Annotated in this window: 23 protein-coding genes and 1 tRNA gene; 10 read left to right on the top strand and 14 right to left on the bottom strand. The window is 40.6% G+C overall.

What is annotated here, in order from left to right; translation table 11 throughout:
- The 3 genes from SNE25_RS30670 to SNE25_RS30660 all read right to left on the bottom strand — a co-directional run bounded on the left by SNE25_RS30670 (position 1) and on the right by SNE25_RS30660 (position 2,950).
- Positions 1–921, bottom strand: a complete 921-nt coding sequence (locus tag SNE25_RS30670) for an alpha/beta hydrolase (RefSeq protein WP_321562818.1) — start codon at positions 919–921, stop codon at positions 1–3.
- Between the two features lie 218 nt (positions 922–1,139).
- Complete coding sequence (locus SNE25_RS30665; RefSeq protein WP_321562817.1) at positions 1,140–1,997, bottom strand: helix-turn-helix domain-containing protein; 858 nt, start codon at positions 1,995–1,997, stop codon at positions 1,140–1,142.
- Positions 1,998–2,650: 653 nt separating this feature from the next.
- Positions 2,651–2,950 carry a hypothetical protein gene (locus tag SNE25_RS30660; RefSeq protein WP_321562816.1) on the bottom strand — a complete coding sequence of 100 codons (300 nt, stop codon included), beginning with the start codon at positions 2,948–2,950 and terminating at the stop codon, positions 2,651–2,653.
- A gap of 211 nt (positions 2,951–3,161) precedes the next feature.
- On the opposite strand from SNE25_RS30660, the gene SNE25_RS30655 reads away from it, so the two are divergent.
- Entirely contained in the window at positions 3,162–4,283 is a 1,122-nt protein-coding gene (locus tag SNE25_RS30655; RefSeq protein WP_321562815.1) for a Fic family protein, read from the top strand.
- Between the two features lie 13 nt (positions 4,284–4,296).
- On the opposite strand, the gene SNE25_RS30650 is transcribed toward SNE25_RS30655, so the two are convergent.
- From SNE25_RS30650 to SNE25_RS30640, 3 genes are all read right to left on the bottom strand, one after another.
- Positions 4,297–4,788 (bottom strand): helix-turn-helix domain-containing protein, encoded by a 492-nt coding sequence (locus SNE25_RS30650; RefSeq protein WP_321562814.1) that lies wholly within the window; start codon positions 4,786–4,788, stop codon positions 4,297–4,299.
- Between the two features lie 638 nt (positions 4,789–5,426).
- A complete protein-coding gene (locus tag SNE25_RS30645; protein WP_321562813.1) occupies positions 5,427–6,269 on the bottom strand; it encodes an SDR family NAD(P)-dependent oxidoreductase in 843 nt (280 codons plus the stop codon).
- A gap of 20 nt (positions 6,270–6,289) precedes the next feature.
- Positions 6,290–7,276 (bottom strand): aldo/keto reductase, encoded by a 987-nt coding sequence (locus SNE25_RS30640; protein WP_321562812.1) that lies wholly within the window; start codon positions 7,274–7,276, stop codon positions 6,290–6,292.
- Positions 7,277–7,494: 218 nt separating this feature from the next.
- Between SNE25_RS30640 and SNE25_RS30635 the strand changes: the two genes are divergently transcribed.
- Positions 7,495–8,391: a helix-turn-helix domain-containing protein gene (locus SNE25_RS30635; RefSeq protein WP_321562811.1), complete on the top strand. Its 897-nt coding sequence runs from the start codon at positions 7,495–7,497 to the stop codon at positions 8,389–8,391.
- Positions 8,392–8,555: 164 nt separating this feature from the next.
- On the opposite strand, the gene SNE25_RS30630 is transcribed toward SNE25_RS30635, so the two are convergent.
- Positions 8,556–8,643 (bottom strand) — tRNA-Ser (locus SNE25_RS30630).
- Between the two features lie 261 nt (positions 8,644–8,904).
- On the opposite strand from SNE25_RS30630, the gene SNE25_RS30625 reads away from it, so the two are divergent.
- From SNE25_RS30625 to cdaA, 3 genes are all read left to right on the top strand, one after another.
- Entirely contained in the window at positions 8,905–9,876 is a 972-nt protein-coding gene (locus tag SNE25_RS30625; protein WP_321562810.1) for a polyprenyl synthetase family protein, read from the top strand.
- Positions 9,877–9,955: 79 nt separating this feature from the next.
- Positions 9,956–10,438 carry a group II truncated hemoglobin gene (locus tag SNE25_RS30620; protein WP_321562809.1) on the top strand — a complete coding sequence of 161 codons (483 nt, stop codon included), beginning with the start codon at positions 9,956–9,958 and terminating at the stop codon, positions 10,436–10,438.
- 95 nt (positions 10,439–10,533) lie between these two features.
- A complete protein-coding gene (gene cdaA / locus SNE25_RS30615) occupies positions 10,534–11,325 on the top strand; it encodes a diadenylate cyclase CdaA (RefSeq protein WP_321562808.1) in 792 nt (263 codons plus the stop codon).
- A 10-nt stretch (positions 11,326–11,335) separates the two neighbouring features.
- Here cdaA and SNE25_RS30610 read toward each other — a convergent pair whose 3' ends face one another.
- A complete protein-coding gene (locus tag SNE25_RS30610) occupies positions 11,336–11,683 on the bottom strand; it encodes a hypothetical protein (RefSeq protein ID WP_321562807.1) in 348 nt (115 codons plus the stop codon).
- Positions 11,684–11,827: 144 nt separating this feature from the next.
- Positions 11,828–13,411 carry a serine hydrolase domain-containing protein gene (locus SNE25_RS30605; RefSeq protein ID WP_321562806.1) on the bottom strand — a complete coding sequence of 528 codons (1,584 nt, stop codon included), beginning with the start codon at positions 13,409–13,411 and terminating at the stop codon, positions 11,828–11,830.
- Positions 13,412–13,579: 168 nt separating this feature from the next.
- Between SNE25_RS30605 and frr the strand changes: the two genes are divergently transcribed.
- Positions 13,580–14,143: a ribosome recycling factor gene (gene frr, locus SNE25_RS30600; RefSeq protein ID WP_321562805.1), complete on the top strand. Its 564-nt coding sequence runs from the start codon at positions 13,580–13,582 to the stop codon at positions 14,141–14,143.
- A 73-nt stretch (positions 14,144–14,216) separates the two neighbouring features.
- Positions 14,217–15,983, top strand: a complete 1,767-nt coding sequence (locus SNE25_RS30595) for an ABC transporter ATP-binding protein (protein WP_321562804.1) — start codon at positions 14,217–14,219, stop codon at positions 15,981–15,983.
- A gap of 569 nt (positions 15,984–16,552) precedes the next feature.
- Here the strand turns inward: SNE25_RS30595 and SNE25_RS30590 are convergent.
- The 3 genes from SNE25_RS30590 to SNE25_RS30580 are packed head-to-tail and all read right to left on the bottom strand — an operon-like array spanning position 16,553 to position 19,722.
- Complete coding sequence (locus tag SNE25_RS30590) at positions 16,553–17,278, bottom strand: LytR/AlgR family response regulator transcription factor (RefSeq protein ID WP_321562803.1); 726 nt, start codon at positions 17,276–17,278, stop codon at positions 16,553–16,555.
- Positions 17,279–17,319: 41 nt separating this feature from the next.
- Positions 17,320–18,654 carry a 3-keto-disaccharide hydrolase gene (locus SNE25_RS30585; RefSeq protein WP_321562802.1) on the bottom strand — a complete coding sequence of 445 codons (1,335 nt, stop codon included), beginning with the start codon at positions 18,652–18,654 and terminating at the stop codon, positions 17,320–17,322.
- A 15-nt stretch (positions 18,655–18,669) separates the two neighbouring features.
- On the bottom strand, positions 18,670–19,722 hold the full coding sequence (locus tag SNE25_RS30580) for a sensor histidine kinase (protein WP_321562801.1): 1,053 nt from the start codon (positions 19,720–19,722) through the stop codon (positions 18,670–18,672).
- 234 nt (positions 19,723–19,956) lie between these two features.
- On the opposite strand from SNE25_RS30580, the gene SNE25_RS30575 reads away from it, so the two are divergent.
- The 3 genes from SNE25_RS30575 to SNE25_RS30565 are packed head-to-tail and all read left to right on the top strand — an operon-like array spanning position 19,957 to position 21,873.
- Positions 19,957–20,166 (top strand): hypothetical protein, encoded by a 210-nt coding sequence (locus SNE25_RS30575; RefSeq protein WP_321562800.1) that lies wholly within the window; start codon positions 19,957–19,959, stop codon positions 20,164–20,166.
- Positions 20,160–21,059, top strand: a complete 900-nt coding sequence (locus tag SNE25_RS30570) for an ABC transporter ATP-binding protein (protein WP_321562799.1) — start codon at positions 20,160–20,162, stop codon at positions 21,057–21,059. The genes SNE25_RS30575 and SNE25_RS30570 overlap by 7 nt, the downstream gene beginning before the upstream one ends.
- A gap of 16 nt (positions 21,060–21,075) precedes the next feature.
- Entirely contained in the window at positions 21,076–21,873 is a 798-nt protein-coding gene (locus SNE25_RS30565; protein ID WP_321562798.1) for an ABC transporter permease, read from the top strand.
- Between the two features lie 118 nt (positions 21,874–21,991).
- Here the strand turns inward: SNE25_RS30565 and SNE25_RS30560 are convergent, their stop codons facing one another.
- Together SNE25_RS30560 and SNE25_RS30555 are read right to left on the bottom strand one after the other, a co-directional pair.
- Complete coding sequence (locus SNE25_RS30560; RefSeq protein WP_321562797.1) at positions 21,992–22,627, bottom strand: hypothetical protein; 636 nt, start codon at positions 22,625–22,627, stop codon at positions 21,992–21,994.
- A complete protein-coding gene (locus tag SNE25_RS30555) occupies positions 22,605–23,984 on the bottom strand; it encodes an OmpA family protein (protein ID WP_321562796.1) in 1,380 nt (459 codons plus the stop codon). The genes SNE25_RS30560 and SNE25_RS30555 overlap by 23 nt, the downstream gene beginning before the upstream one ends.
- Positions 23,985–24,051: the final 67 nt, after the last annotated feature.

The raw sequence follows: 24,051 nt of genomic DNA, 5'->3' as shown, positions 1-24,051 counted from the left end.
TTATGCAAGGTTTTTCTTGAAGAAGGGTGCCAACTGACCAATGGCTTTATTTACTTCTTTTTCACCGTCATACATGGTCATGTGATTGGCTCCTTCCACCACGTATTTGGTTTTGTCTGCTGAAGCGGCACGGCTAAGCAGGTCTTCACTCATCCATGCACTGCCTGCATTGCTACCGACTATCGCCAATAAAGGTTGTGTAAAGAATGCTTCTGCTTTGTTATAAGCATCATAAGAAATAATCTGGGTTAAACTTCTCGCTGTGGCAAACCCAGGAGCTGTAGGATACTGACAACGATCTGTATGGTAATATTCCCATGCTTCTCTCAATTCTTCGTTAGGAGCATCTTCTTCTTTCATTGGTGCTAACGGAACGGTCTGGATTCCTTCTTTTGCATCTGCGGTTCTGGCATTGGAACCAGCTACAAGATATGGAAGTGCATCTGCATCCTTCACATTGTTTTCCCAGCCGTTTCTGAACATTGAACCGATATTAACAGCACTTACCATTCCTACGGCTTTGATACGGTGGTCGTTTATCGCTGCATTGGCGGTATAACCTGCACCTGCACAAATTCCCATAGCACCGATGTTGTCCTGGTCAACATAAGGCAATGTGGTCAGATAATCTATTACTGCACTTACATCCTCTGTACGGATGTACGGGTTTTCCAATTGACGTGGCTCCCCGGTACTTTCCCCCTGATAAGATGCATCATAGGCAATGGCCACAAACCCTTTTTCTGCCAGCTTCTTAGCGTACAATCCCGATGCCTGTTCCTTAACACCACCGCCCGGATGTGAAACCACGATAACAGGGTATTTTTGGTTCTCATTAAATCCTTCAGGAAAATTGATAACGGCCGACATCGTGATGTTTCCGTTGTTACTGTTTTTGAAATTGTTTTTTTGCTGTGACATGATATTTGCTTTTTTATGTATTACTCATTTTGATAAGACAAAATTAGTGTGAGCAGCAGGCGGTAAACGAAAACATATCACTCTAAGACTGAAACATTTTACTGATTGCTGAATTAGCATCTATCACAAAAAAAAGAAGCAAACGAAAGGCTGCTTCTAAGTAATTAAGATTATTGAAAAGATAAAGGGTTAAATAGAAACAGTCAGATTGAACTAATTCATCCCTGATTTCTGAATACTTTAGGCGATATTCCTGTTTGCTGGCGAAAGAACCTTGCAAAATAGGTAGGATAGTCAAAGCCTAAGCTATAACCAATTTCACTTACGGATAGCCTGGTCTGCCGCAGCTTATTTTTTGCCAGCTGTATTATACCTTCGTGTATGTGGTCAATAGGCGAAGTACCCGTAAAATGTTTGATCAGATCACCAAAATAATTGGTGGACAGGTTTGCTTTTTCTGCAAAATAGGCTACCGACGGGAGTTCAGACAATCCTTTTGGATTATTTAAACAGGTGTCTAACTGTTGGTAAAAATTGGCAACGACTTTATTGTAAACTTTACTCCGGGCTTCAAATTGACGTTCGTAGTAAATCTGTGTATAAGAAAGGATAAGTGATGCATAGGAAAGCAGTACTTCTTTTGAAAAGCTTTCTTTTTCATACTCCTTATAGGATTTTGAAAACAGATCATACAGGGTATCTTTTTCTTCCTGTGTTAAAAATAAGGCTTCATGGCGGTCATAATTGGCAAATGAAATATCTTTAACCGTTTTGTCCAATAACTTTTTATTAATAAATATCGCATAACCGGAAAAAGGATTTTTCAAATCCCATGCTACGGTGTTTCCCGGTTTATCAAGGAAAAGATAACAATCTGACATACTTTCAATAGGCGACTGTACTTCTATTTTGTCTTTTAAGGCCAATAAGTAAAAGTCGATCTGGGCCGGGAGCGATTTTAATAAAATATCAGGATGCTTATCATAATGGACAACCTGTATTAAATCACTGTTATTACCCTTTACATTGATATATTTCAGAAAAGACGGTATGTTATATGTTTTGCTCGTTGCCAAAATCCGTGTTTGTTAACTGTACAAAAATAGAATATAGCCTAATGACTTACCGAAACATTTAACGGCAATAATGAAACATATTACTGATTAGTAGTCGATGTGAAGAATTTATAAATCCCTTCGCTGACTTTGGTGAAAAAGCTCTTTCAATTTTCCGGCATGTTGAAAAAATTGCAACAACCGTCCCTGTTCTTCATTGATTTATAATTGATCACTTTCATTGTAAGTTTTATTTATAGCAGCCTGGTTAACCGCGGTAGCTATGCCTTGTATTTTATTCTTCAGTTTATTATCAATAGCACGTTTATGATATCCTTATTCGCACGACGGGGTTGCTTTTCCAATCCTTTAATGCCTTTTGCTTTGTAGTCCCTGATCCAATCCGATACTTTATCAGTGCCGCGATCTACCTTAATAGCAATATCAGCGGCGGATTTAAAATGAAAAGACTCCATGATGACCACTGACCGTTCCCATTTACGTCTGTCGGAGGATCTACGCCATCGTTTTAATATTTTTAAGTCTTCCGCAGATATTGTAAGCACTTGCGAAAAGTTACGAAGCACGACTTTGTTCTCTTTTAACCATTTGGATAAATGCTGGCAAAACGCGGAGCGATTGTAACCATTTGGATAAATAGCCAAATAACGTAGTCAGACATCCTTTGCGCTGGCGGGTTTATCTAAACCTATTAATAATGGCAAGACATTTATCAATTCCTGATATTTATCATTCCGTGGATATTCGATTTTGAAAACGGGAATTCTAGCATCTTGATAAACTGCTCCGCCTGGACAGTTATCGGCAAGTGCCTTGTATTTTTTGATATAACTTTTCACTGTGTTTCTGGAAATGGCTAATTGCCGGGAGGTTTGTCTGATATTGATTGCTCCGTTTAAAAGCATGCGACCAATAGATATTTGTTTTTTCTCAGGGATTCTTGTACGTGCCATACTTAAAAATTTAGTGTACCGACAGTAATTACCTAATAAAACTTCGTTATGTTAATATGGTTTCCAAAGACGTGTTAATGCGAAATTTAAGTTATACCTTAAAATTGCATTATTTTAAGGTAATCAATGTCATCCGAGATGATTTTAATGCCATAAAATTCATTGACATTAAAATATTTAATTTTTAAGGTCAATGGTATATATTTGTATTATGCCATACCCAATAAACCCTGACCGGAATGTTCCCTGGAATACCTTGCCGGAACTGCCAATTGACAAAAACCTCTATGAAGATGTCGAAATTTATAGTCAATTGGGTAATGCCAAAGCCGCGCTTGGCCGCTTACAGGGCAGAAGTATCGTCATTCCAAATCAAGGGCTGCTTATTAATTCAATTAGTTTACAGGAAGCGAAAGCATCCAGCGCAATAGAAAATATCTTTACAACTGATGATGAATTGTACCAGGCCTATAGTGAAGAACAAATCCAGCAATTAAACGGGCCGTCCAAAGAAGTACTGTATTATCGGGAAGCCTTATGGGAAGGTTATACGTATTTAAAGGAAGAGCAGATTTTTGACGAAAATTACTTCGTGAAAATGTACCGGATCGTCAGCCAGTTTAATGATGGCATCAGAACACCCATCGCCCAAATTGTTATCAAAGAGGGTGGCACCGGGCCAAATGCTGGGAAAGTTTCCTACACGCCGCCAAGGGGCAAAGGAGTAGTCGAAGCAAAACTCCACAACCTGATCGAATTTTTGAACGACGACAAAACTTATGCCATAGACCCATTGTTGAAAATGGCCATTGGCCATTTTCAATTTGAGGCGATACACCCTTTCCGGGATGGCAATGGCCGCACCGGCAGAATTTTCAACATCCACTATCTGACCAAAAAAGGCTTGCTGGATTATCCTATCCTTTTTTTAAGCCGTTACATCATGGACCATAAAGAAGATTACTACGCAGGACTTGCCGGGGTAACCCAAAGAGGAAGTTGGAAGAGCTGGTTGTTGTATATGTTGAAAGCTGTCGAGGTGACATCGAACATCACCTATGACAAGATCAACGACATCGTTAGTGCAAAAGATGCCATTTTAAAAGCCATCATCGAAGATACCGACATCGCACGCCCCGAATCGCTGGTCAACGCCATATTTACCCAACCTTACACACGGGTAAAGCACCTTGTTAGCGGTGGTATTTATGCTGAAAATACCGCCAGAAAATACCTTGATCAGTTAACGGAAATGGGTGTTTTGGAAAAGAGGGTAATCGGTAAAGGTAACTATTACCTAAATCTGGAACTGTACAGAATACTATCTGAATAATTTGTGGTAAACATTATTTTCTTCGCAGCTTACGCTTAAGTTTCAGGGTTTCCGCTTTTTCCTCTATTTCCTGGTGCGTAAGCTTTTGATGAGATAGCAACCAGTTCATTAACATCTTTTTTGAAAACCGGATACCCCCGCCAGGTAAACCTATATAAGGTAATTCTCCGGCAGATTTTAACTGGTAAAGCGTTTGAGGGGAATACCCGGTTATTGTTTCGGCGATCTCGTATCCGCCAATTTCGTCTTCGTCATTTAAGGTTTCATCAACCGGCATGAACCCGGTCATGCATTCTTTTATAATGACCATTAAATCCGCGACGGTCAGATCAATCAAACGCGTATTTTTATCTATACTCATAGTTGCAAATTTACCATCACCACCGGTAGCCACTATCTCTATTACCTTCTTTATTACCATCTCTATTACTTGTCTACCATCAGATGTCTCAGCATGTTTATTTTGATGTTTGTGTTTAAGCCTGAATGGATAAGGCTGTAGCACAGGTAATCCAATATAAAGGCATGAGGTTTAACTTGTTTCATCAGTACTATAAAATTACGGCCGCATTCCGCATAGTAACTCTCAAAGTCATCTTAATATATCTGTATATCTGGGATTTAAAGTGGAATTATACTCGATTTTTTTAAAAACCATAACTAACTTATTATTAGATAGTTATATTTTCTTATAAAGCATGTTTATACTTTGTTGTAACTCATTCATTTACAATAAAGTAAGTCAGAAAGCATCTTTTTTTGGAAAAAAAAGACGATACGAAAGACGCAATGGAATTGTGATTGTTTTTTGATTTTTAAAGAGAGTTAAAATTGAAAAACCCCTTAATTTCGCTAATTAAGGGGTTTTTCAATTAAAAAAAGCAAGATTCAAAATCTTTTTCGATTCTTAAAATATCGATATAACTAACTGATTGTTAGTTAGTCAGTTATATCGATCGGCGGAGATAAAGAGCGCAGGATTGAACACCTTTCTGCGATTTTGGCAATTATTAAAGAGATATTTGCAAAATAATAAAGGAAACATAGGGTTATTTTTGTGATTCCAAAAGTGCGGATGTAAAACACTTTTATGGATTATGTAAAGAAAATTATGGCATAAAATCAGACAAACAATCATTATGATTATTTGTCGAAATCACTATCAACTGACACTTCTTTCCAATGCTCGAACTCAGCGAAACGTGTTTTATAGTAGGTTTCAACCGCTGGGATTGCACCTTTGCTAATCAGTAAACGTAACGGTGGATTTTCTGATTTTACAACTTTAACAAGCCCCCTTGCCAGTTTCGCGGGGTCGCCGGCCTGATTGCCGTTCATGGTATGGAATATCTGAGCAAGGTTTTCACGAGCTTCACTATAGCCCTCCACTTCCAGGTCTGGCAATTGCATAGAGGCATTTTCATTGGCAAAGTCAGTACGGAATGCGCCCGGCTCTAATAACATAAAGCCTATGCCAAAGCTTTTCATGTCGATATTCATTCCCTCTACCCAACCCTCTAAAGCGAATTTTGATGCACTGTAAACAGAACTACCGGCAACGGCCTTTATTCCTGACGTAGAGCTGACGACAACGACAAAGCCCGAACCTTGTTTCCGCATTACGGGAAGGATAGCTCTGGAGATCTTCATTGTACCAAATAGGTTAGTCTCGATTTGTTTACGAATTGATGTTTCTGACATTTCTTCGAAATAGCCCAGTAAGCCATAACCAGCGTTATTTATCAATACATCAATTCTTCCAAAGCGGTCTAACGCGGCCTTCACAGCGTTATTCACGTCCTCATTATTGGTAATGTCGAGTTTAACTATTAGAAGATTTGGATGATGCCCAAGTGTTTCTTTTGCACTATCAATATTTCTCGCCGCAGCTATTACATTATAGCCATTCCCTAGTGCTTCTTTTACAATGGCGGCACCAATACCCTTGTTTCCGCCGGTGATAAACCATACTTTGTTCGAATTCATCTTTTTTGTATTATTAAATTTTATAACCCTGTTGTTTTTTCCAAGGCTTCGGTGTAACGGTCGCCTTCAATTCTGATACTAGCTGCTGCCTGGTCAATGTCCCTTAATTCATCTGCTGTTAATTCAATACTTGTTGCGACAAGATTTTCTTCGAGGCGGTATAATTTAGTTGTACCTGGAATTGGAACAATCCATGGCTTTTGTGCAAGCACCCAACCCAGTGCTATTTGCGCGGGTGTCGCATTCTTCTGATTCGCAACGGACTTTAGTAAATCCACCAATGCCTGGTTTGCTTTCATAGCATCAGGCTGAAAACGCGGCAATTGATGACGAAAATCATTGTTTTCGATTTTCGTGTTTTCATTCATCGCACCTGTTAAAAATCCTTTCCCAAGCGGGCTGTAAGCGACCAAACCGATGCCAAGCTCTTCCAACAATGGGAACACGTTTACTTCATGCTTGCGGGTCCACATAGAGTATTCATTCTGCACGACCGTCAGTGGTTGAACCGCGTGCGCCTTGCGAATAGTCTCGGATCCCGCTTCCGATAAGCCGAAATGGATCACCTTACCCTCCGCAATCAATTCTTTTACTGTTCCAGCCACATCTTCGATAGGAACGTTCGGGTCAACACGATGCTGGTAAAGCAGATCGATGACTTCTACGTTAAGCCTTTTCAGTGAACCGTCAACCGCTTGCCTTATATGTTCAGGGCGACTGTTTACGCCAACCATCTTATTATCAATGATGTCAAAACCAAACTTGGTGGCAATTACTACATCTTTACGAAATGGTGCCAGCGCTTCGCCAACAATTTCTTCGTTGGAAAAAGGTCCATACGCTTCAGCTGTATCAAAAAAAGTGACACCCTTTTCAACCGCTGCACGGATGATTTTAACAGCCTCCTCTTTACTGATCGAATTTGCGTATGAAAAATTTAGTCCCATACAGCCAAAGCCCAGTTCAGAAACTTGGAGGCTTTGTTTTCCTAATGTTCTTGTTTTCATGGAGTTTATATAAAATATTAAAAAAACAGTCCAGATTGAAAGCAGAAAGGAACTTAACCGCCAATGCATTTCTAATTGAACACCACAAAGTTCCTACCTGTTTTTGGTTTGTGAGTTATATGGATTACGGGATTGCCTACCAATATTACAGGTCGAACTGAAAAGATATACCAAAGCTAAACTAAACAGCTAAATTTGATTTACACAACCAGAAATTGATGGAAGAAATTATAAAAATAGAAAGCGTTGCGCAGTACAACAAAATGCGTGATGTACCGACTTTGCACCCTTTGATAACAGTGATTGATTTATCGAAGGCTGCACCGATGCCAGCCCAAACGTTTAATTTTGGACTTTATGCTATCTATCTTAAGGAAATCAATTGCGGCGAATTACGATATGGCCGAAAGACCTATGATTATCAGGAGGGCACCCTGGTGTTTATCGCCCCAGGTCAGATAATGGGTGTTCCGCCCGGTGTTAAAGTATTTGAGCCAAGGGGATGGGCCCTATTGTTCCACCCTGATCTGATTAAAGGGACCTCTCTTGGAAAGCATATCCATGATTTTTCATTCTTTTCTTATGATGTCAATGAGGCGTTGCATCTATCAGACCGGGAAAGGCAAATCGTGCTGGACTGCTTTGCAAAAATTGAATATGAAACGGAACACGCAATCGATAAACACAGCCGAACTCTCATTACTAGCAATATCGAGCTCTTCCTCAATTATTGTACGCGCTTTTATGACAGGCAATTTATTACACGTGACCAGGTGCATAAAAGTATTATTGAGCGTTTCGAAACATTATTGAACGATTATTTTATGTCGGAGAAGCCGAAGGATATCGGACTTCCTACAGTGGCGGGTTGTGCAAGTGAACTCAATCTGTCTGCAAATTATTTTGGCGATGTAATAAAGAAAGAAACAGGCAAGACCGCACAAGAATACATCCAGATCAAAATCATGGACGTTGCTAAAGAGAGGATTTTTGATCAGGCTAAATCAGTAAGTGAAATTGCTTACGAACTGGGATTTAAATATCCGCAGCACTTTACACGACTTTTCAAGCAACAAGTTGGTTATACACCTATTGAATATAGACGCCTAAATTGATCTTGTAGTTTTTCTCTCAAATAAGCCTTACCCGCCATTGAAGCCTTTTCAGGAACCGAGTTACAAAAATTAATATGGCATTATGAGATTTAGAACACCTGAAAATACACCATTCTTACTCTAAACAGCGAAGCCTGACAATTGTCAGGCTTAATCGCTTTCAGCGGAGAGGGAGGGATTCGAACCCTCGATACACTTTTGGCGTATACACACTTTCCAGGCGTGCTCTTTCGACCACTCAGACACCTCTCCTGGTTAAATTAGTTTGCAAAGGTAAAATAATATTGCTTTTCCAGGCAATAAAAAAGCGAAGCCCTTTTTAAGGGCCCCGCTCCACGAAAACTTTAACTCAACTTATAAAAAATATGGCATTTATAGTATAGAATATAAAAAAGGGCTTTGGTTTAATTTGAGTAAAAAATATTTACCCGTAATGCAGATAAATAATTTTAGCTTATGTTTGCTTCATATTGCCAAATGGCATTTTTATACATAAAATCCTGTTTCGTTTAAATGCTGAGCATCAACAACATTAAAAAACCTATCGCTGCCGATATTGATGTGTTTGAGGAGAAGTTCAAGGCTTCTATGCAAAGCTCAGTACCTTTGCTTGATCGCATAACCCATTATATTGTTAAGCGTAAAGGGAAACAGATCAGGCCAATGTTCGTGTTTTTTGCTGCCAGTATTTGCGGGGGCATCAATGAATCTACGCACCGCGGTGCCGCTTTAGTCGAGCTGCTACATACGGCCTCACTTGTGCACGATGACGTAGTTGATAACTCTTACCAGCGCCGTGGCTTTTTTTCTATAAATGCCTTATGGAAAAACAAAATAGCCGTTTTGGTTGGTGATTACCTGTTGTCGAAAGGGTTACTGCTATCTATTGATAATAATGATTTTAAGTTGCTCCGTATCGTGTCAGACGCTGTAAAGCAAATGAGCGAGGGCGAACTGATGCAAATTGAAAAGGTGCGCCGCATGGATATTGGCGAACCGGTGTATTACGAGGTGATCAGGCAAAAAACTGCGTCGCTTATCGCTTCATGCTGTGCCTGCGGTGCGGCATCTGCCGGGGCGTCTGACGAGGTTATTGAAAAAATGCGTCTTTTTGGCGAGAAGATTGGTATCGCTTTCCAGATTAAAGATGATATGTTTGATTTTGGTACCGATGATGTAGGCAAGCCCCTGGGTATTGATATTAAAGAGAAAAAAGTTACCCTGCCGCTTATCTATTCGCTGGCCAACGCTACCGGTGCCGAGAAAAAAAGGATCATTAACCTGGTTAAAAACCACAATGACGATCCGGCCAAGATTGCGCAGATCATTAAGTTTGTAAATGAAACCGGTGGTCTGCAGTATGCCGAAACCCAGATGAAAAAATATCAGGATGAAGCTTTTGAAATATTGAATACCTTTCCCGACAGCGATTCGCACCGGGGGCTTGAACAGCTGGTCCGCTTTACTACCGAGCGCGATAAATAAGCTGCTAAACCAGCTCACATTATATAATGCTTTTAATTTTGCCCGAGCTCCCTTATCTTTAACATAAATTATACCTACTATGGATAAGATGAATAAACCTGCTGTACCTACACTTTTTGAGTGGGCGGGAGGCATGCAGGCTTTTGAAAAACTTTTTGATCAGTTTTATGATAAAGTACTAGCCGATGATTTGCTTGAACCGGTATTCAGGCACATGAGCAGCCAGCACCGTTTGCATGTAGCGCATTTTGTTGCCGAAGTTTTGGGCGGACCAAAAACCTACAGTGAAGAAGAAGGAAGCCATTTTATAATGATCAGTAAGCACCTGCAAAAATATTTGACCGAAGCACACCGCAAGCGCTGGATGGAACTGCTGCTGTTAACCGCCGATGAACTTTCATTGCCCGATGATCCCGAATTTCGTTCTGCTTTTATGGCATATCTGGAGTGGGGTACCCGCATAGCGGTAATTAACTCCAAAACCGATGAAACAACAGAACCAACCGATGCGCCTATGCCCGAGTGGGGATGGGGAGTGGTTGGCGGGCCATACATTCCCTGAGCCTGTTTAGCATCATATTGATTTGAAAATTAGCCGTGTCTATGATGATGCGTTAACTTCGCTTTAACTTCTCTTTAAACTTATTAACTTCGTAAATGCAATCCTTACTCCAAAGCTTTCCAAAAATCACGTTTTTTGATATTCTTGATGTGGTACTGGTAGCCTTTATTATTTACCAGCTATATAACCTCATCAGGGGTACCATAGCGGCCAATATATTTATAGGTTTCGCGGTAATATTTGCGCTCAACTTTGTGGTAAAGGCACTTGATATGAAACTGCTTACCGTAATACTGGGTAAGTTTGTTGATGTGGGTATTATTGCTGTTATAGTGGTTTTTCAGCAGGAGGTGCGGCGGTTTTTGCTGCTGGTAGGTAAAAATGCCTCGTTGCAGCGTAATAAGGCCTGGTGGCAGTACTTTTTTGGTAAAACCGAGGTCGAAAAAAATAATTACGCGCGCATAAAACCCATTATTGATGCCTGTAAAAGCATGAAACAAACCCGTACCGGGGCTTTAATAGTATTTGCCAAGTATTACGACGAACAATTTTATCAGAACAGCTGCGAGGTGGTTGATGCCAAAATTTCCAAACGTCTGCTCGAAAGCATTTTTCAAAAAACAAGTCCGCTGCATGACGGTGCCGTGGTGATATCTGAAAATAAAATTAAATCGGCAAGTTGTATTTTACCGCTTACCGAAAAAACAGACCTGCCTGCGCAGTTTGGTTTGCGCCACCGCGCCGGTATTGGGGTAACCGAAGCCAATGAGGCAACAGCCATCATCATATCAGAAGAAACCGGTGAACTCTCTTACGCCAAACAGGGCCGTGTTAAAATGAACATCAGCTTTGCCGAACTGGAAAAGGTACTGAATAAAGATTTTTAAGCGGTTGAATTTAGGGGCGGATTGCTTTAGTTAAAACAGAATCGGCCTTTGTATTTCCAAAGTCTTTTATCAGCATGGTATAGCGTGTATTATGGTCCCATGGTTTGGCAACCGGCATCTTATCGTCGGAGGACAATTTGACAACAGGCATATTATAAACCGGTTCTATCACATCAACTGTTTTGAGTTGGTTTTCTTTAGGCAAAACCGGAACTGATTTGAATAAATTGTTGTCGGGCTTTATCTTAAAATATTGATAAATAGAATTGTCAGGAGCCTTAGGTGAGGGTGTTAATTGCTGTGCCCTTAATTGAGCAACACCGCCTATCATCAAAATAAACAGCCATATTGTTTTCATCGTGTAAAAGGTTTACACTAATATAAGTACAAATAATAACTCCAAATGTTAAATAAAGTTATTTAACATTTGGAGTTTACCCCTGGAAAACTCAAAGGCAATAAGTCGTTTTGTGGCCTGGCCGCTACGAGTATAGTATAACGTTCACAAGGAGTTCATTTCCTTGATCACCTCCCGGATACTGTTGTCGTCGGCGTATTGCAGCTTCATATAGTTAATGGCTTTCCAATAATAAGCGCGGCCCTCTGCCGTTTTTCCTTGTTTGATAAGTAATTGTCCTGCTTTATGTGCTGCTTCTGCCGAGAGCTGCCAGAATTCAAAACCTTTGGCATCAGCCAGTTTTTGGTAAAATTCAAATGCCTGGGTGTTCATTCCTGCAGACAGGTAATAGTTTCCAAGGTCGGTCATCACATAAGGCTGTACATGCCCGTTTGCGCGGTAGGCATCTGCAAGCTGATCAATTAACGGCTGAAAAGCCGGTACCCGCAGATCAGTGAGTAGATAAATGAGACCGGGATCATAGCGTTTAAAACGTTCCGGATGTGTTTTGGCGAGCTGGGTGATGAGGTTCGCGGCTTCGCCTTTGTATATCCCTGTCCGGTTTTCCGCGTAGTGCATACACAGTGCCTTTCCTATTATTTCTTCAGGTTCAAGTTGTTGCTGGGCCATGGCATCATTGTTGAATATAAAGTGTCTGAAAAATGCTGCTGCAAGCGGCGACTCCCATATTTGCCCAGAACCCAGCCTTAATGCCTCAGAAGGCGCATTGGAGTTGGCCAGGAAAATAAAGGTATAGCCAGTTTCCGGTACACGGATAAAGAGGGCTGCATAATCATCGGCCTGTCCGTAATGCCAGTGGATATGTTTGCCGCCAAATGTTTCACTGAACCATCCAAGTCCGTAAGGACTTAGTGAACCATCGTTTAACACCGTAGGCGTAGTGACCTTTTGGTAGCTGGCTTCCGTGATCAGGGTATGTTTATCATAACTGTTGGTGTATTTAATCAAGTCTGCAATAGTAGACAAGAGGCCGCCGGATGGGAATGCCCTTGTCCACCGCGTGTAATTCGCGGTGTTTTCAACTAAACGCTTGCTGGTTTGGTCATAGATATAAGGTTTGGCAATATGCCGGAACAGGGTGTCTGTGCGGTTTTTCGGAAAACCGAAGATAGTATGTTCCATCCTCAGCGGCGTCAGCACCCTTTTTTGCAGCTCCAATTGGAAGGCATCTACATCAGGCATATGGCCTCCCGCCGTTTCAAAAAGCCCATACATATAATTAAACCGCGTACCATTGTAAACAAATGAATTTCCGGGGCCATCTTCTGATGTTTGCGAGAGGAAGTGCCTGATCCTGGCATTTACATCCACATTATAAGGCCAACCGAAACCAATATCGATGTACCGGTAATTGAGCACGTAGTCATCCAAACTCGCCTTATGTTCCTGCTCGTACTGCATGACCAGGTTTGCGGTCATGGTTTTAGTCACTGAGGCTATCATGAACAAGTCATCATCCCTTACAGGCGTTTTTTTCTCCAGATCTGAATATCCTTCCATCTGGCGGTAAACTAACTTCCCGTCTTTCACTATAGCAAGGCTAAACCCAGGTAATTGCAGGATGCCGGTGATCTCATGTACCTGTTTTTCGAACGCCGCTCCGGGCTGTCCAAAACTATTTTGTGCAGCAAATAATAAAACTAATAAGACGGATAAGGTTGATCTCATATCAGCGTAAATTAAAATGGATAGACCTATAGGACGCCGCGTATTTTCAATATGTTGCAATTCGTAACCATGTATTTTTACCGATTATTGCAATGGGCGTTACTTTTACTCCGTTACGAAAGTTAGTAAAATGATAGATTTTATTACTTTTGTGAAAAAATAAGAACAATGAGCGAACTCATTAAAAAACAAGTTACTGAAGCCAAGGCTTTAATGGACAAAGCCATTGACCATGCCGATGGTGAATTAAATAAAATAAGAGCAGGTAAAGCCAACCCATCATTATTGGATGACGTTACGGTTGATTACTATGGCACCCCTACTCCGTTAAGCCAGGTAGGTAGTGTTAACACACCAGATGCCCGTACCATTGTTGTTCAACCATGGGAAAAGTCATTACTGGGAGCTATTGAAAAAGCAATTAAGGAAGCAAACCTGGGTCTTAACCCACAAAACGATGGGATAATTATCCGCATTAACGTACCGCCGCTAACAGAAGAGCGCCGTCGTGACCTGGTTAAAAAAGCCAAAGCCGAAGCAGAAACCGGTAAAATAGCAGTTCGTAACATTCGTAAAGACGCGAACGAAAAAATTAAGAAATTAAAAAGCGAAGGCGTATCTGAAGATGAGATAAAAGTAGGAGAGGCCGAAATCCAGAAGTTAACTGATGCCTACATTATTAAGGTTGATCAGCTTTCTGACGCCAAAGAAAAAGATATCATGACGGTTTAATATTAACCTTATGTCAAATTAAAAGGGAATGAGCTACTTAGCCATTCCCTTTTTTTATTTTTGTCGTTGAAACATGAATATATTACTTTCTTACTTAAAAAAACACCGGTGGATAGTTGTACTGGCCCTTGTTATGGCGGCTATGAACATTGGCTTTTCACTGCTCGATCCGTGGATAACAGGCCGAATTGTAGATCGTGTTATTGAGAAACGCACCACACTGCAATATAACGAGTACCTGCACCAGGTATTAATATTGATTGGGGCTGCAATTGGTGTGGCGATGGTATCGCGTATCGCTAAAAACTTCCAGGATTATTTTACCAACATCATAACCCAAAAGGTAGGTGCCGAAATGTACGCTGATGGCCTGAAACACTCTTTAGAATTGCCTTACCAGGTTTTTGAAGATCAGCGTAGTGGTGAAACATTGGGTATTTTACAAAAAGTAAGGCTCGACTGCGAAAAATTTATCACTTCCTTTATCGGTATCTTATTTGTATCCCTTATCGGGATGATATTTGTTATCATATATTCGGTGAGTGTTAACTACCAGGTAACGCTGGTATATTTTGCTGCAATACCCATTATTACTTTTGTGAGTATGGCCATGAGCCGCAAAATAAAAACTATTCAAAAGCGTATCGTATCAGAAACCACGGCGCTTGCGGGTTCAACAACCGAATCGCTCAGGAATATTGAATTGGTAAAAAGTTTGGGTTTGGCCAAACAGGAGATAGCCAGGCTGAATAACACTACTTATAAAATACTTGATCTGGAGCTTAAAAAGGTGAAATATGTTCGCAGCATGAGTTTTGTTCAAGGCACTACCGTAAATTTCGTGCGCAGTGTAATGGTGGTGATATTGTTACTGCTTATTTTTAAAGAGTCAATTTCTCCCGGGCAATATTTTAGCTTTTTATTTTACTCCTTCTTTTTATTTAACCCGTTACAGGAGTTGGGCAATGTGATACTATCATGGCGCGAGGCTGAGGTTTCTCTTGGTAATTTTAAAGGGATATTAAACACGCCTATTGATGTAAAGCCAGAAAAACCGGTGCTGCTTGAAAAAGTAAATACGTTAACATTTAGCGATGTTACATTTAAGCATTTAACTGCTAACCGCAACGCGCTTAACCATATTAATTTTGAAACAAACACCGGCGAAACCATTGCCTTTGTTGGCCCTTCGGGCTCGGGGAAAACTACGCTCGTAAAATTACTGGTTGGTTTGTATCAGCCTTTAGAAGGTAATATTTTGTACAACGGTATATTAAGCAAGGATATTGATCTTGACCAGCTACGCGAAAAAATTGGTTTTGTAACACAGGATACCCAACTGTTTTCGGGTACCATACGCGAGAACCTGTTGTTTGTACGCCCCAATGCCACTGATGAGGAGTGTATGGACGTGCTACAGCGCGCCGCCTGCCAAACCCTGCTGGCCCGTGCAGATAAAGGGCTGAGTACTGTAATTGGAGAGGGCGGGGTAAAAGTATCTGGTGGTGAAAAACAACGCCTGTCTATTGCCCGTGCATTGCTGCGCCGGCCGGATATATTGGTGTTTGATGAGGCCACTTCATCGCTTGATTCGATAACCGAAGAAGAAATCACCGAAACCATCCGTAATGTATCTGATCTGGAAAATCACATCACTATATTGATTGCTCACCGCCTGTCGACCATTATGCATGCCGATAGCATTTATGTGCTTGAAAAGGGACGCATCATTGAATCGGGCAGACACCAGGACCTCCTGGCTCAAAAAGGACTTTATTACGCCATGTGGCGCCAGCAAATAGGCGAGAAGGATAGTGTGGAAGAAGCAGAGGTGAGGTAAAAATATATTTGTCATCCTGAGGAACTAAGGCAACCGAAAGGGAGGAATACTTCTTATGTCCACGTGTCATTGCGAAGTACGAAGCAATCTTTATACTATACAGAGCAAACAATGCCTACCGTAGAGCGCTCAATTGCCGCTGAGGCTGTTACTTTTGATACAAAAGTAACCAAAAGATCAAGACAAAAAAAAGCTTCCGCCCACAGGCAAAGCACCCTGGCCCGCTTTTTTGTCGGGCCTTTACCCGCTTTTATCTGCTAATTCCCTATTATACACGAAAGCTTGCCCACCACGCTTCGACAAGTAGCAGCATGATACCTGCCCTCAGCCTAATTCTTCCCCTTCAGCAGCTCGCTTCAGGTGAAAGCAGACAGAACATGATGGACTGTGTAGTTGCAGGGGCATAGCAAATTTTTGCTGAAGTCAGGGCCATGTGAGAACGAAGTTTGGCAAAATAATTGCAGCCAGTGGTTCTGGTTGCTTTGCAGGGTAAAGGACCAGTGCAGAGAGATGCCTCAATAACGCGTTTTTATGTTGAGGTTAACCTTTGTAAATCCTGTTTTAGAGGCCTAAATATTCTTATCCTCTATCATCCTGAAAAAGTCATCACGGTAGGTATCTCCTACGGGGATAATTTTGTCGCCTATCTGGATACGGCTGCGTTCAATACTGTCAATTTTATTGAGAGCCACAATGTATGATTTATGTACGCGTATAAAATGCTTCTCGGGCAGGGCGTCTTCCATTTTTTTCATGCCTTGCAGGGTAATAATGCGCTCGGTTGGGGTAAATATAGATATGTAATCTTTCAGCCCTTCAATAAACAAAATATCATGCAGGTAAACCTTCTGTATTTTATGTTCGGTTTTCACGAAAATAAAATCGGTCGAAAAGTCATCTTGCTGGGCAACCTCTGCCTGTTGAACGGGTTTAATAACCGGCTGTATAATACTTTGCGCTTTTTGTACCGATTTAAAAAACCTGTCTAATGCAATGGGCTTAAGCAGGTAATCTACCACATCTAACTCATATCCTTCCAAAGCATATTGCGAATACGCGGTTGTTAATATCACTTTAGCTTTACCATTTGATATTTTTAAAAACTGGATGCCGGTAAGTTCGGGCATTTGTACATCTAAAAATACCAGATCAACATTGCCGGCCTGTACTAAAGTTAAGGCTTCAATAGGGTTGGTTGTGGCTTTCACCAATTGCAGGAAAGGCATTTTGGAAATATAATCTTCCAAAATATGCAGCGCTAAAGGCTCGTCATCAACTACCAGGCATCTGATCATGCTGTAAAAATAAGTGTTTATCGTTAATTTTTTGCTTTCTGTTAAAGCGGTGTAAGCTCAACCGATTTATAAAATATCTCGGCCCCTTCAGATTGCAGGAGAATCTTCCCTTCTGATAAGGACGCTATACCCCAGTTTACCAGGTGCCCATTCACGTAGTGTTCAATTTGGTTGCCATTGCATATAATTTCAATGGTGTTCCACTCACCGCGCGGATGTTCAAAATTCTCGGTACGGAATATATGCTTCTGGTCCCAGGCCGTTTCCCATTTATTTGGCGAATCAACATTGGTATGCTGCACGCACCATATATCGCCGCAATCCTGTTCCTGTATCTGGCATTCTATTGATTTTGGCCAAACCATATCTTTTGCCGTTTCAGGAAAATGATACAGGATACCAGCATCACGTTTACCCGTTTGCCTCGGGGAATACTGTTTGGTACCCCATTTAAATACTACTTTAAGGTAATAGTTGGCGTATGATTTTTTTGTGGCAAGGTAGCCAAAGTATTTGCCCATTACGTGTACCGCGCCATTTTCAACCACGAAATTATTATGAATGTCGTTGTCTTTGCCCAATGTGTCAAGATAAGTGTACCAGCCGGTTTTGTCCTTGCCGTTAAACAGCTTCTGCACATTTATTTCCCTGATCCATATATTGCGGAACGATACCGGGAACTCATGTTCCTGCAGCAATAATGGCTGGGCAAACGGGTGTTTCTTATATTTAGGCTGCCCAACATGTGCTACCGTTCCTTTAATTTCTACATGGTTCTGTACCAGAACGCCATTGTGTACAACCGTAATATAGGCCGGAGTTTTTAGCGTGCTGTCTAAATTAAAGCGAGGAGCGGTGTAAAATATATCATACTTTTGCCATTCGCCGGGTTTTAACGAGGCATTAACCAATGGTACATGCTGTTTATAAATAGATCCGGCCTGCCCGTTGGAGTAAGTGCGGTTTTTATAGCTGTCCAATATCTGCAACTCATAACGGCTTTGCATAATAACACCGCTGTTGCCGCGTTCCTGGCCCTCGCCTTTTACAATGGCTGGCGCGCGCCACTCCACGTGCAGCTGGCAGTCTGCAAAGTTTTGCTTGGTAATGATAGAGCCGCTGCCGGGTTTAACGGTTAGTATGCCGTCCTTAATCGTCCAGCCGGGTGGCATGCCCTTCTGATCGGTCCACTGGTTAAGGTTTTTACCGTCAAATAAAATAATAGCATCTGATGGGGGCTTATTGCCCATACCCGGTGTTACCAGGGCAGGTTCGGGATCCCATACTTCGGTAAGTTTAGGATCTGTTTGTGCAAGGCAGTTGTACCCGCTTATAAACAGTAAAACTATCAGAAATGTATTTTTTAATGGGCTCATGGTTTGGTTTTTACCCTATAAAACTATGGATAATTCGCAAGTATAAGTATCAACTTCGTCCCTTATTTTTAAAGTATGTTTATGAGGATAAAGCAGGTTAAGCCTTCTTTGCACGTTATTTAAACCTATACCTCCTATTGCGTCTCGGTTGTGGGTATGTTTTTTGTTTTGTATATAAAAGTGCAGGTTGCATTGGTCTACATTGATCAGCAGTTTTATGGGTGAGGTTGCATCATTTGCAATGCCATGCTTAAAGGCATTTTCGATAAAAGCGATAAGCAGCAGCGGTGCAATTTGCTGATTGGTTACATCGCCCAATACTTTAAAATCAATAAAAGCTTTATTACCAAAACGGATTTTTTGCAGATCGATGTAATTGTGAAGATATTGCAGTTCCTTACTCAGGTCAACCTTATTATCATTACACTCGTACAGCATGTAGCGCATAATTTCCGATAACTTAAGTATAGCCTCTGGGGTGGTTTCAGACCGCTGATAAGCCAGGGAGTAAATGCTGTTTAGGGAGTTGAATAAAAAATGAGGGTTTATCTGCGATTTAAGAAAGGCCAGTTCGGCGCTTAAACGCTGATTTTCAAGGTCGTGCTGTATACGTTCGTTCAAAAACCAATCGGTAGTGAATTTGAGTACCGTGCTTAAAAACACAAAAATGATACTGGTGAAAACAGTGCTTAAAAAGTAGGAGGCAAAGGTAATTACCTCACCTTTCATGCGCACCAGCACATATTCTTTAAATATTAAGCCAACGCCGTATTTAGCAAAGCCATAAGCGATAATGGTAATAATGATAAACACGGCATAGGCCCAGTAGCGTTTCTTATCTAAAAATTTAGGAATGTAAATGAGGAAGTTGATATAAAACAAACTGATATTAATGGTGGGATAAAGCAGGAATAATATCAATAGCTCTTTATTACCCAATTTGGTATTGCTGTGTGCCAGGAACAGGAAAAGGGATATGATGCCCAGCCAAAAAAGTAAATGCCAGAACACTTGCCAGCCCGTTTTTATAATACGCGATTGTTTGTCTGATGAAATTGAAACCTGCATCCAGTTTGTATTAAATTACCTTTGTAAGGTACTGGCATCTAATTTAATATTTTGATTGTTATATGTTGGTACATTTATATATAGTATTTTATTTTATCGATGAACGGGCATTTAAAATCGATGAACAGGTTATTTTGGGTAAATAAGCGTTCATCTATAAACTCGGTGTGTTGGTCTAATACTTTTTAGCGGCCCAAATAAAAAGTATTCTTTTGTTCTATCAAATCACACACAATGAAAACGCTTATCAAAAATTCGAATCCTTTTATTATGTTACTGATACCGGTAATGTTTGCCCTTATATTAGGTGTAAGCTACCAGTTCGATCAAAAAAAGGAATCGGCAGTAATTGGTACTTCGGTACATGCTACCTCATTGTTTTATAAAGGTGTTACCCTAGTTAAAACAGTTTGCTCTATAGCGAAGAATAATAATGTATGGTAATTCGTACTGAAGGGTTATCCTTCAACTTCGGCAACCAGCAAGTGATTAAGTCACTGGCATTGCAAGTTCCCGAAGGAAGTATATATGGTTTTCTTGGCCCAAACGGCGCCGGGAAAACCACTACTATCAAACTCCTGTTAAATCTGCTAAAAACTCAGCACGGCAGCATCCACATTTTTGAACAGGAACTCCAAAAAAACCGCATCAGCATATTATCACAAATAGGGGCGCTTATTGAGCAGCCCGCAATTTATCCGCACCTTACAGGCAAAGAAAACTTACTGAACAGGGCTTTATTATTACAAGTACCGGCAAAACGTGTTGACGAGATGCTGAACCTGGTGCAATTAAGCAGCGCCGCCAATAAAAAAGCAGGCCAATATTCTTTAGGCATGAAACAACGACTGGGCATTGCGCTGGCCCTCCTCCCGGACCCTAAACTGCTTATACTCGACGAGCCAACTAACGGCCTTGATCCAAATGGTATTATTGAAATACGTGAGCTGCTTATCAAATTGGTGCGCCGGCATCAAAAAACTGTTTTTATATCGAGCCATCTGCTGGCCGAGGTGGAACGTATGGCCACACATGTAGGTATTATTGACAAGGGTGAGTTGCTGTTTCAGGGCAGCATAAAGGATTTGGAAGCCATTAGCCAGCCAATGATCCGTATTGAAACAGATAATACGGTTGATGCAGCCAATTTGCTTACCCGTAAGCATTATGAGGTTACAGATGTAACCGACGATCATGTATATGTATCCTATACCTCAAGAAGCCAGATGGGCGACATCAACACATTACTTACACAAAACGGATACATAATATTCGGCATTGGTAAACAACAAAAGGACCTGGAGAAACTATTTTTATCTATTACACAAAACGCCTGATTTAATCTTATCTAAAATGAAAGGGTTCCTGTTATCATTCCGTTCGGAGTTTTATAAGAGCAGGAAAACGTTAAGTTTTTGGGCCTCGGTATTGCTTCCTTTTCTCATTTGCTTGTTTCTATTTATCGGGTTTTATACCAACAGCGAGCAGCTTTCGCGTATGGAGCCAATAAGGTTATGGTTCCAGTTTGCAGGCACTATATTGAGTATTATGGGCACATTGTTATTGCCTATATACGCTATTTTTATAGCCTACGCGGTTAACAGCATTGAACACCGGGCCGATACCTGGAAAAGCTTGTTTAGCCTGCCTATTTCACGGTGGGCGGTTTATACGGCCAAGTATGCATATGCGGTGTTCCTGATATTTTTATGCCTCTCCCTTTTTATGTTGTTTACCATTGGTTTTGGTAATTTATTAAGCGTGGTAAAGCCGCAGCTCAGGTTTGATAATTACCACATGGAAAAGGAGCTGGCGCAAATTTATTTTAAGCTCTTTTTATCATCCCTGGGCATACTTTCCATACAGTTTTTGCTTAGCCTGCTTTGGGCCGATTTTCTGAAGCCAATGGGGATTGGTTTTGTTTGCACCATAGCGGGCGTTATTGCGGCCTCAAAAAACTGGGAGTATAGTTATGCTTTTCCTTATTCACAACCCGCAGTTGCCATATCTACTATGATACACCGCGGCAATGAAGCAATGAAAGAAATTGAAATAGATGTATTTACCAGCGATGTAATGATAAGCCTTATAATATCTGTAATTGTATTTATAGGAGGTTATTTTATTGTGCTTCGTAAGAGTGTGAAGTAGGGAGATATACAGATTTGCAAATTTTAGATGTGCAGATTATTGTTTTATTATCATAGTCGTCCGAAGTCGGAGACATTCGGACAGCGCTGAACTTTTCGGGGTGTGGGTAAGTCGTAGGCTAATGGTTGTTAGTTTCACAATACTCTTTTATTAATCTCACATTATTAATGTTGAGTTCTTTGTTTAATAATTGAAATTGGAGATCTTCAAAATCATAGAAAAGATAGCTTCTCTTTTGGGTCAGCACTCCCCAAAATTTATCGCAGTGATCAACATTAGCCTGAAATTTAATTAGCAGAATATCGTTGACTGAACTATCAGTATAAATCTCAAGGCGTCGTCGAACTATCATCCTGTCTTGATAGCGTTCGAAGGTAATTTCGTCGCTTGTACTGTCCCTGAATTGCTTTTCTTTTACCAGATACTGTAAGATTTCTTTTTGAAATTTGGCAATTCTTTCGTCTTTAGCTACAAATAGCCCCACTTGTGCCTGAGTAGTTTGTACACAACAAAATATGCAGATTGCTATAAGGGCAAAAAATATTTCTATTACCGGCCGTTTCATTTCTTCTCGTTTTTCTGGTATGTTTTTGAATTTCTTTATAGTACTGAAGTTCTTTTGGATAGGTATTTTATCTATACTACTAACCAATTTACCCAATTTAAAAACCACTAAAAACAAAGAAGGCTCCGGGTTATCCGGAGCCTTCGCAATAATATTTAAATTGATATTATTTTTGTTTGAACTGAACACGACGGTTTAATACACGTCCATCTTCAGTAGAGTTATCAGCAATTGGATTGGTTTCACCAAAGCCTTTTACTTTAACTTTTTTAGCGTCAACACCTGAGTTAACTAAGTAAGTTTTTACTGAGTTAGCACGGTCTTTAGATAAAGACATGTTGTGAGCAGCAGTACCTTCAGATGAAGCGTAACCGTCAACTTCAACAGATTTACCTGCAGACCTTAAGTCAGCTGAAGTAGCATCTAATACTGGGTAAGATGAAGTTCTTAATACTGAGCTGTCAAATTCAAACTGGATGTTTGAGTAAGCAGTAGCGGTAGGAGTAGCAACAGTATCTTTAGGGAATACGATAACGCAACCTGAACCGTCAACTACGCTGCCAGCAGCAGTACCTGGGCATTTGTCAAACTGATCAGCAACACCGTCACCGTCTGAATCTTTTTTCAGGTCATTAACAGCGTTTTCAACATTTGTTACACGGCCTTTTAAAGCTTCAACTTCCTGACGTAATGCAGCATCATACAATTCATCATACATCAGAGCAACTGGGTTAACCCACTCTAAGCTTGGTTTTGATTTTGAACCTAAAGTGAACTCTAAACCAGCATATCCGTAACTATATTTATCTTTTGTAGGGTAGGCTCTGTTTAAACCGTCAAAGTTATCGCCGTCAACAAAAGTTTCAGTATAACCTAAGTTTAACGCAACAACATCGCTCAGTCTGAATTTAACGCCCGCACCAATAGGAATAATCAATTCTTTAACGAATTTGCTTGTTCCTGGATTACCTGGAGTACCACCAGCGATACCATCAAAATCAACTACCGTACCGTTTTTGTAGGTAACTTTAGGTGTGTATAAAGCTAAACCAGCACCTGCAGTAACGAAGAAGTTAACTGAGTTTTTGCGACGTAAGAAGTCAATTGTAGCAACGTTTACAACACCGCTTAAAGTACCTGACCAAAATTTGGTTTCGAATTCAGAAGCAAGATAGCCGCTACCATTACCTGGTTCTTTGCTGTTATCACCGGCTACTTTACCACCGTGTAAATCCAATTGCAAACCAAATGAATGCGCAAGTTGCTCCCTGAATGAAATTCCGTAGCCTAATTGAATTTTATTGTGTGTAAAATCATTTGAGCCACCAGTAGCAACTGAAGGTGATGTTGCACCAACGTTTACTCCAATGCTAAATTTTTTGTACTGACCTAAACCACCAAATACCTTGGGGGTAGTAGCTTCAGACGACGTTGTAGTTGCTGTAGTTGTAGTTGCGGTAGAATCTGTTTGTGCATTCACCATTGTTACAACCATCAAAGAAGCAAATGACAATGCGACTGTTTTCTTTAATGTAGAATAATTCATAGTTTTTAAGATTAAACGATTTTAATTGTGATTTTTTTCAAATTTAGTAATTATGTTTGAAACCATG

Source organism: Mucilaginibacter sabulilitoris (genome assembly GCF_034262375.1).
Lineage (GTDB): Bacteria > Bacteroidota > Bacteroidia > Sphingobacteriales > Sphingobacteriaceae > Mucilaginibacter > Mucilaginibacter sabulilitoris.
This window is presented reverse-complemented; position numbering and strand designations above follow the sequence as displayed.

Bases quoted from the DNA above. Each gene is read 5' to 3' on its own strand.
- SNE25_RS30620 (WP_321562809.1), top strand. From the start codon at position 9,956: ATGGATAAGATGAATAAACCTGCTGTACCTACACTTTTTGAGTGGGCG.
- SNE25_RS30595 (WP_321562804.1), top strand. From the start codon at position 14,217: ATGAATATATTACTTTCTTACTTAAAAAAACACCGGTGGATAGTTGTA.
- SNE25_RS30590 (WP_321562803.1), bottom strand. From the start codon at position 17,278: ATGATCAGATGCCTGGTAGTTGATGACGAGCCTTTAGCGCTGCATATT.
- SNE25_RS30570 (WP_321562799.1), top strand. From the start codon at position 20,160: ATGGTAATTCGTACTGAAGGGTTATCCTTCAACTTCGGCAACCAGCAA.
- SNE25_RS30565 (WP_321562798.1), top strand. From the start codon at position 21,076: ATGAAAGGGTTCCTGTTATCATTCCGTTCGGAGTTTTATAAGAGCAGG.
- SNE25_RS30645 (WP_321562813.1), bottom strand. From the start codon at position 6,269: ATGAATTCGAACAAAGTATGGTTTATCACCGGCGGAAACAAGGGTATT.
- SNE25_RS30555 (WP_321562796.1), bottom strand. From the start codon at position 23,984: ATGAATTATTCTACATTAAAGAAAACAGTCGCATTGTCATTTGCTTCT.
- SNE25_RS30585 (WP_321562802.1), bottom strand. From the start codon at position 18,654: ATGAGCCCATTAAAAAATACATTTCTGATAGTTTTACTGTTTATAAGC.
- SNE25_RS30610 (WP_321562807.1), bottom strand. From the start codon at position 11,683: ATGAAAACAATATGGCTGTTTATTTTGATGATAGGCGGTGTTGCTCAA.
- frr (WP_321562805.1), top strand. From the start codon at position 13,580: ATGAGCGAACTCATTAAAAAACAAGTTACTGAAGCCAAGGCTTTAATG.
- SNE25_RS30640 (WP_321562812.1), bottom strand. From the start codon at position 7,276: ATGAAAACAAGAACATTAGGAAAACAAAGCCTCCAAGTTTCTGAACTG.
- SNE25_RS30660 (WP_321562816.1), bottom strand. From the start codon at position 2,950: ATGGCACGTACAAGAATCCCTGAGAAAAAACAAATATCTATTGGTCGC.
- SNE25_RS30670 (WP_321562818.1), bottom strand. From the start codon at position 921: ATGTCACAGCAAAAAAACAATTTCAAAAACAGTAACAACGGAAACATC.
- SNE25_RS30655 (WP_321562815.1), top strand. From the start codon at position 3,162: ATGCCATACCCAATAAACCCTGACCGGAATGTTCCCTGGAATACCTTG.
- SNE25_RS30580 (WP_321562801.1), bottom strand. From the start codon at position 19,722: ATGCAGGTTTCAATTTCATCAGACAAACAATCGCGTATTATAAAAACG.
- SNE25_RS30635 (WP_321562811.1), top strand. From the start codon at position 7,495: ATGGAAGAAATTATAAAAATAGAAAGCGTTGCGCAGTACAACAAAATG.
- SNE25_RS30575 (WP_321562800.1), top strand. From the start codon at position 19,957: ATGAAAACGCTTATCAAAAATTCGAATCCTTTTATTATGTTACTGATA.
- SNE25_RS30625 (WP_321562810.1), top strand. From the start codon at position 8,905: ATGCTGAGCATCAACAACATTAAAAAACCTATCGCTGCCGATATTGAT.
- cdaA (WP_321562808.1), top strand. From the start codon at position 10,534: ATGCAATCCTTACTCCAAAGCTTTCCAAAAATCACGTTTTTTGATATT.
- SNE25_RS30605 (WP_321562806.1), bottom strand. From the start codon at position 13,411: ATGAGATCAACCTTATCCGTCTTATTAGTTTTATTATTTGCTGCACAA.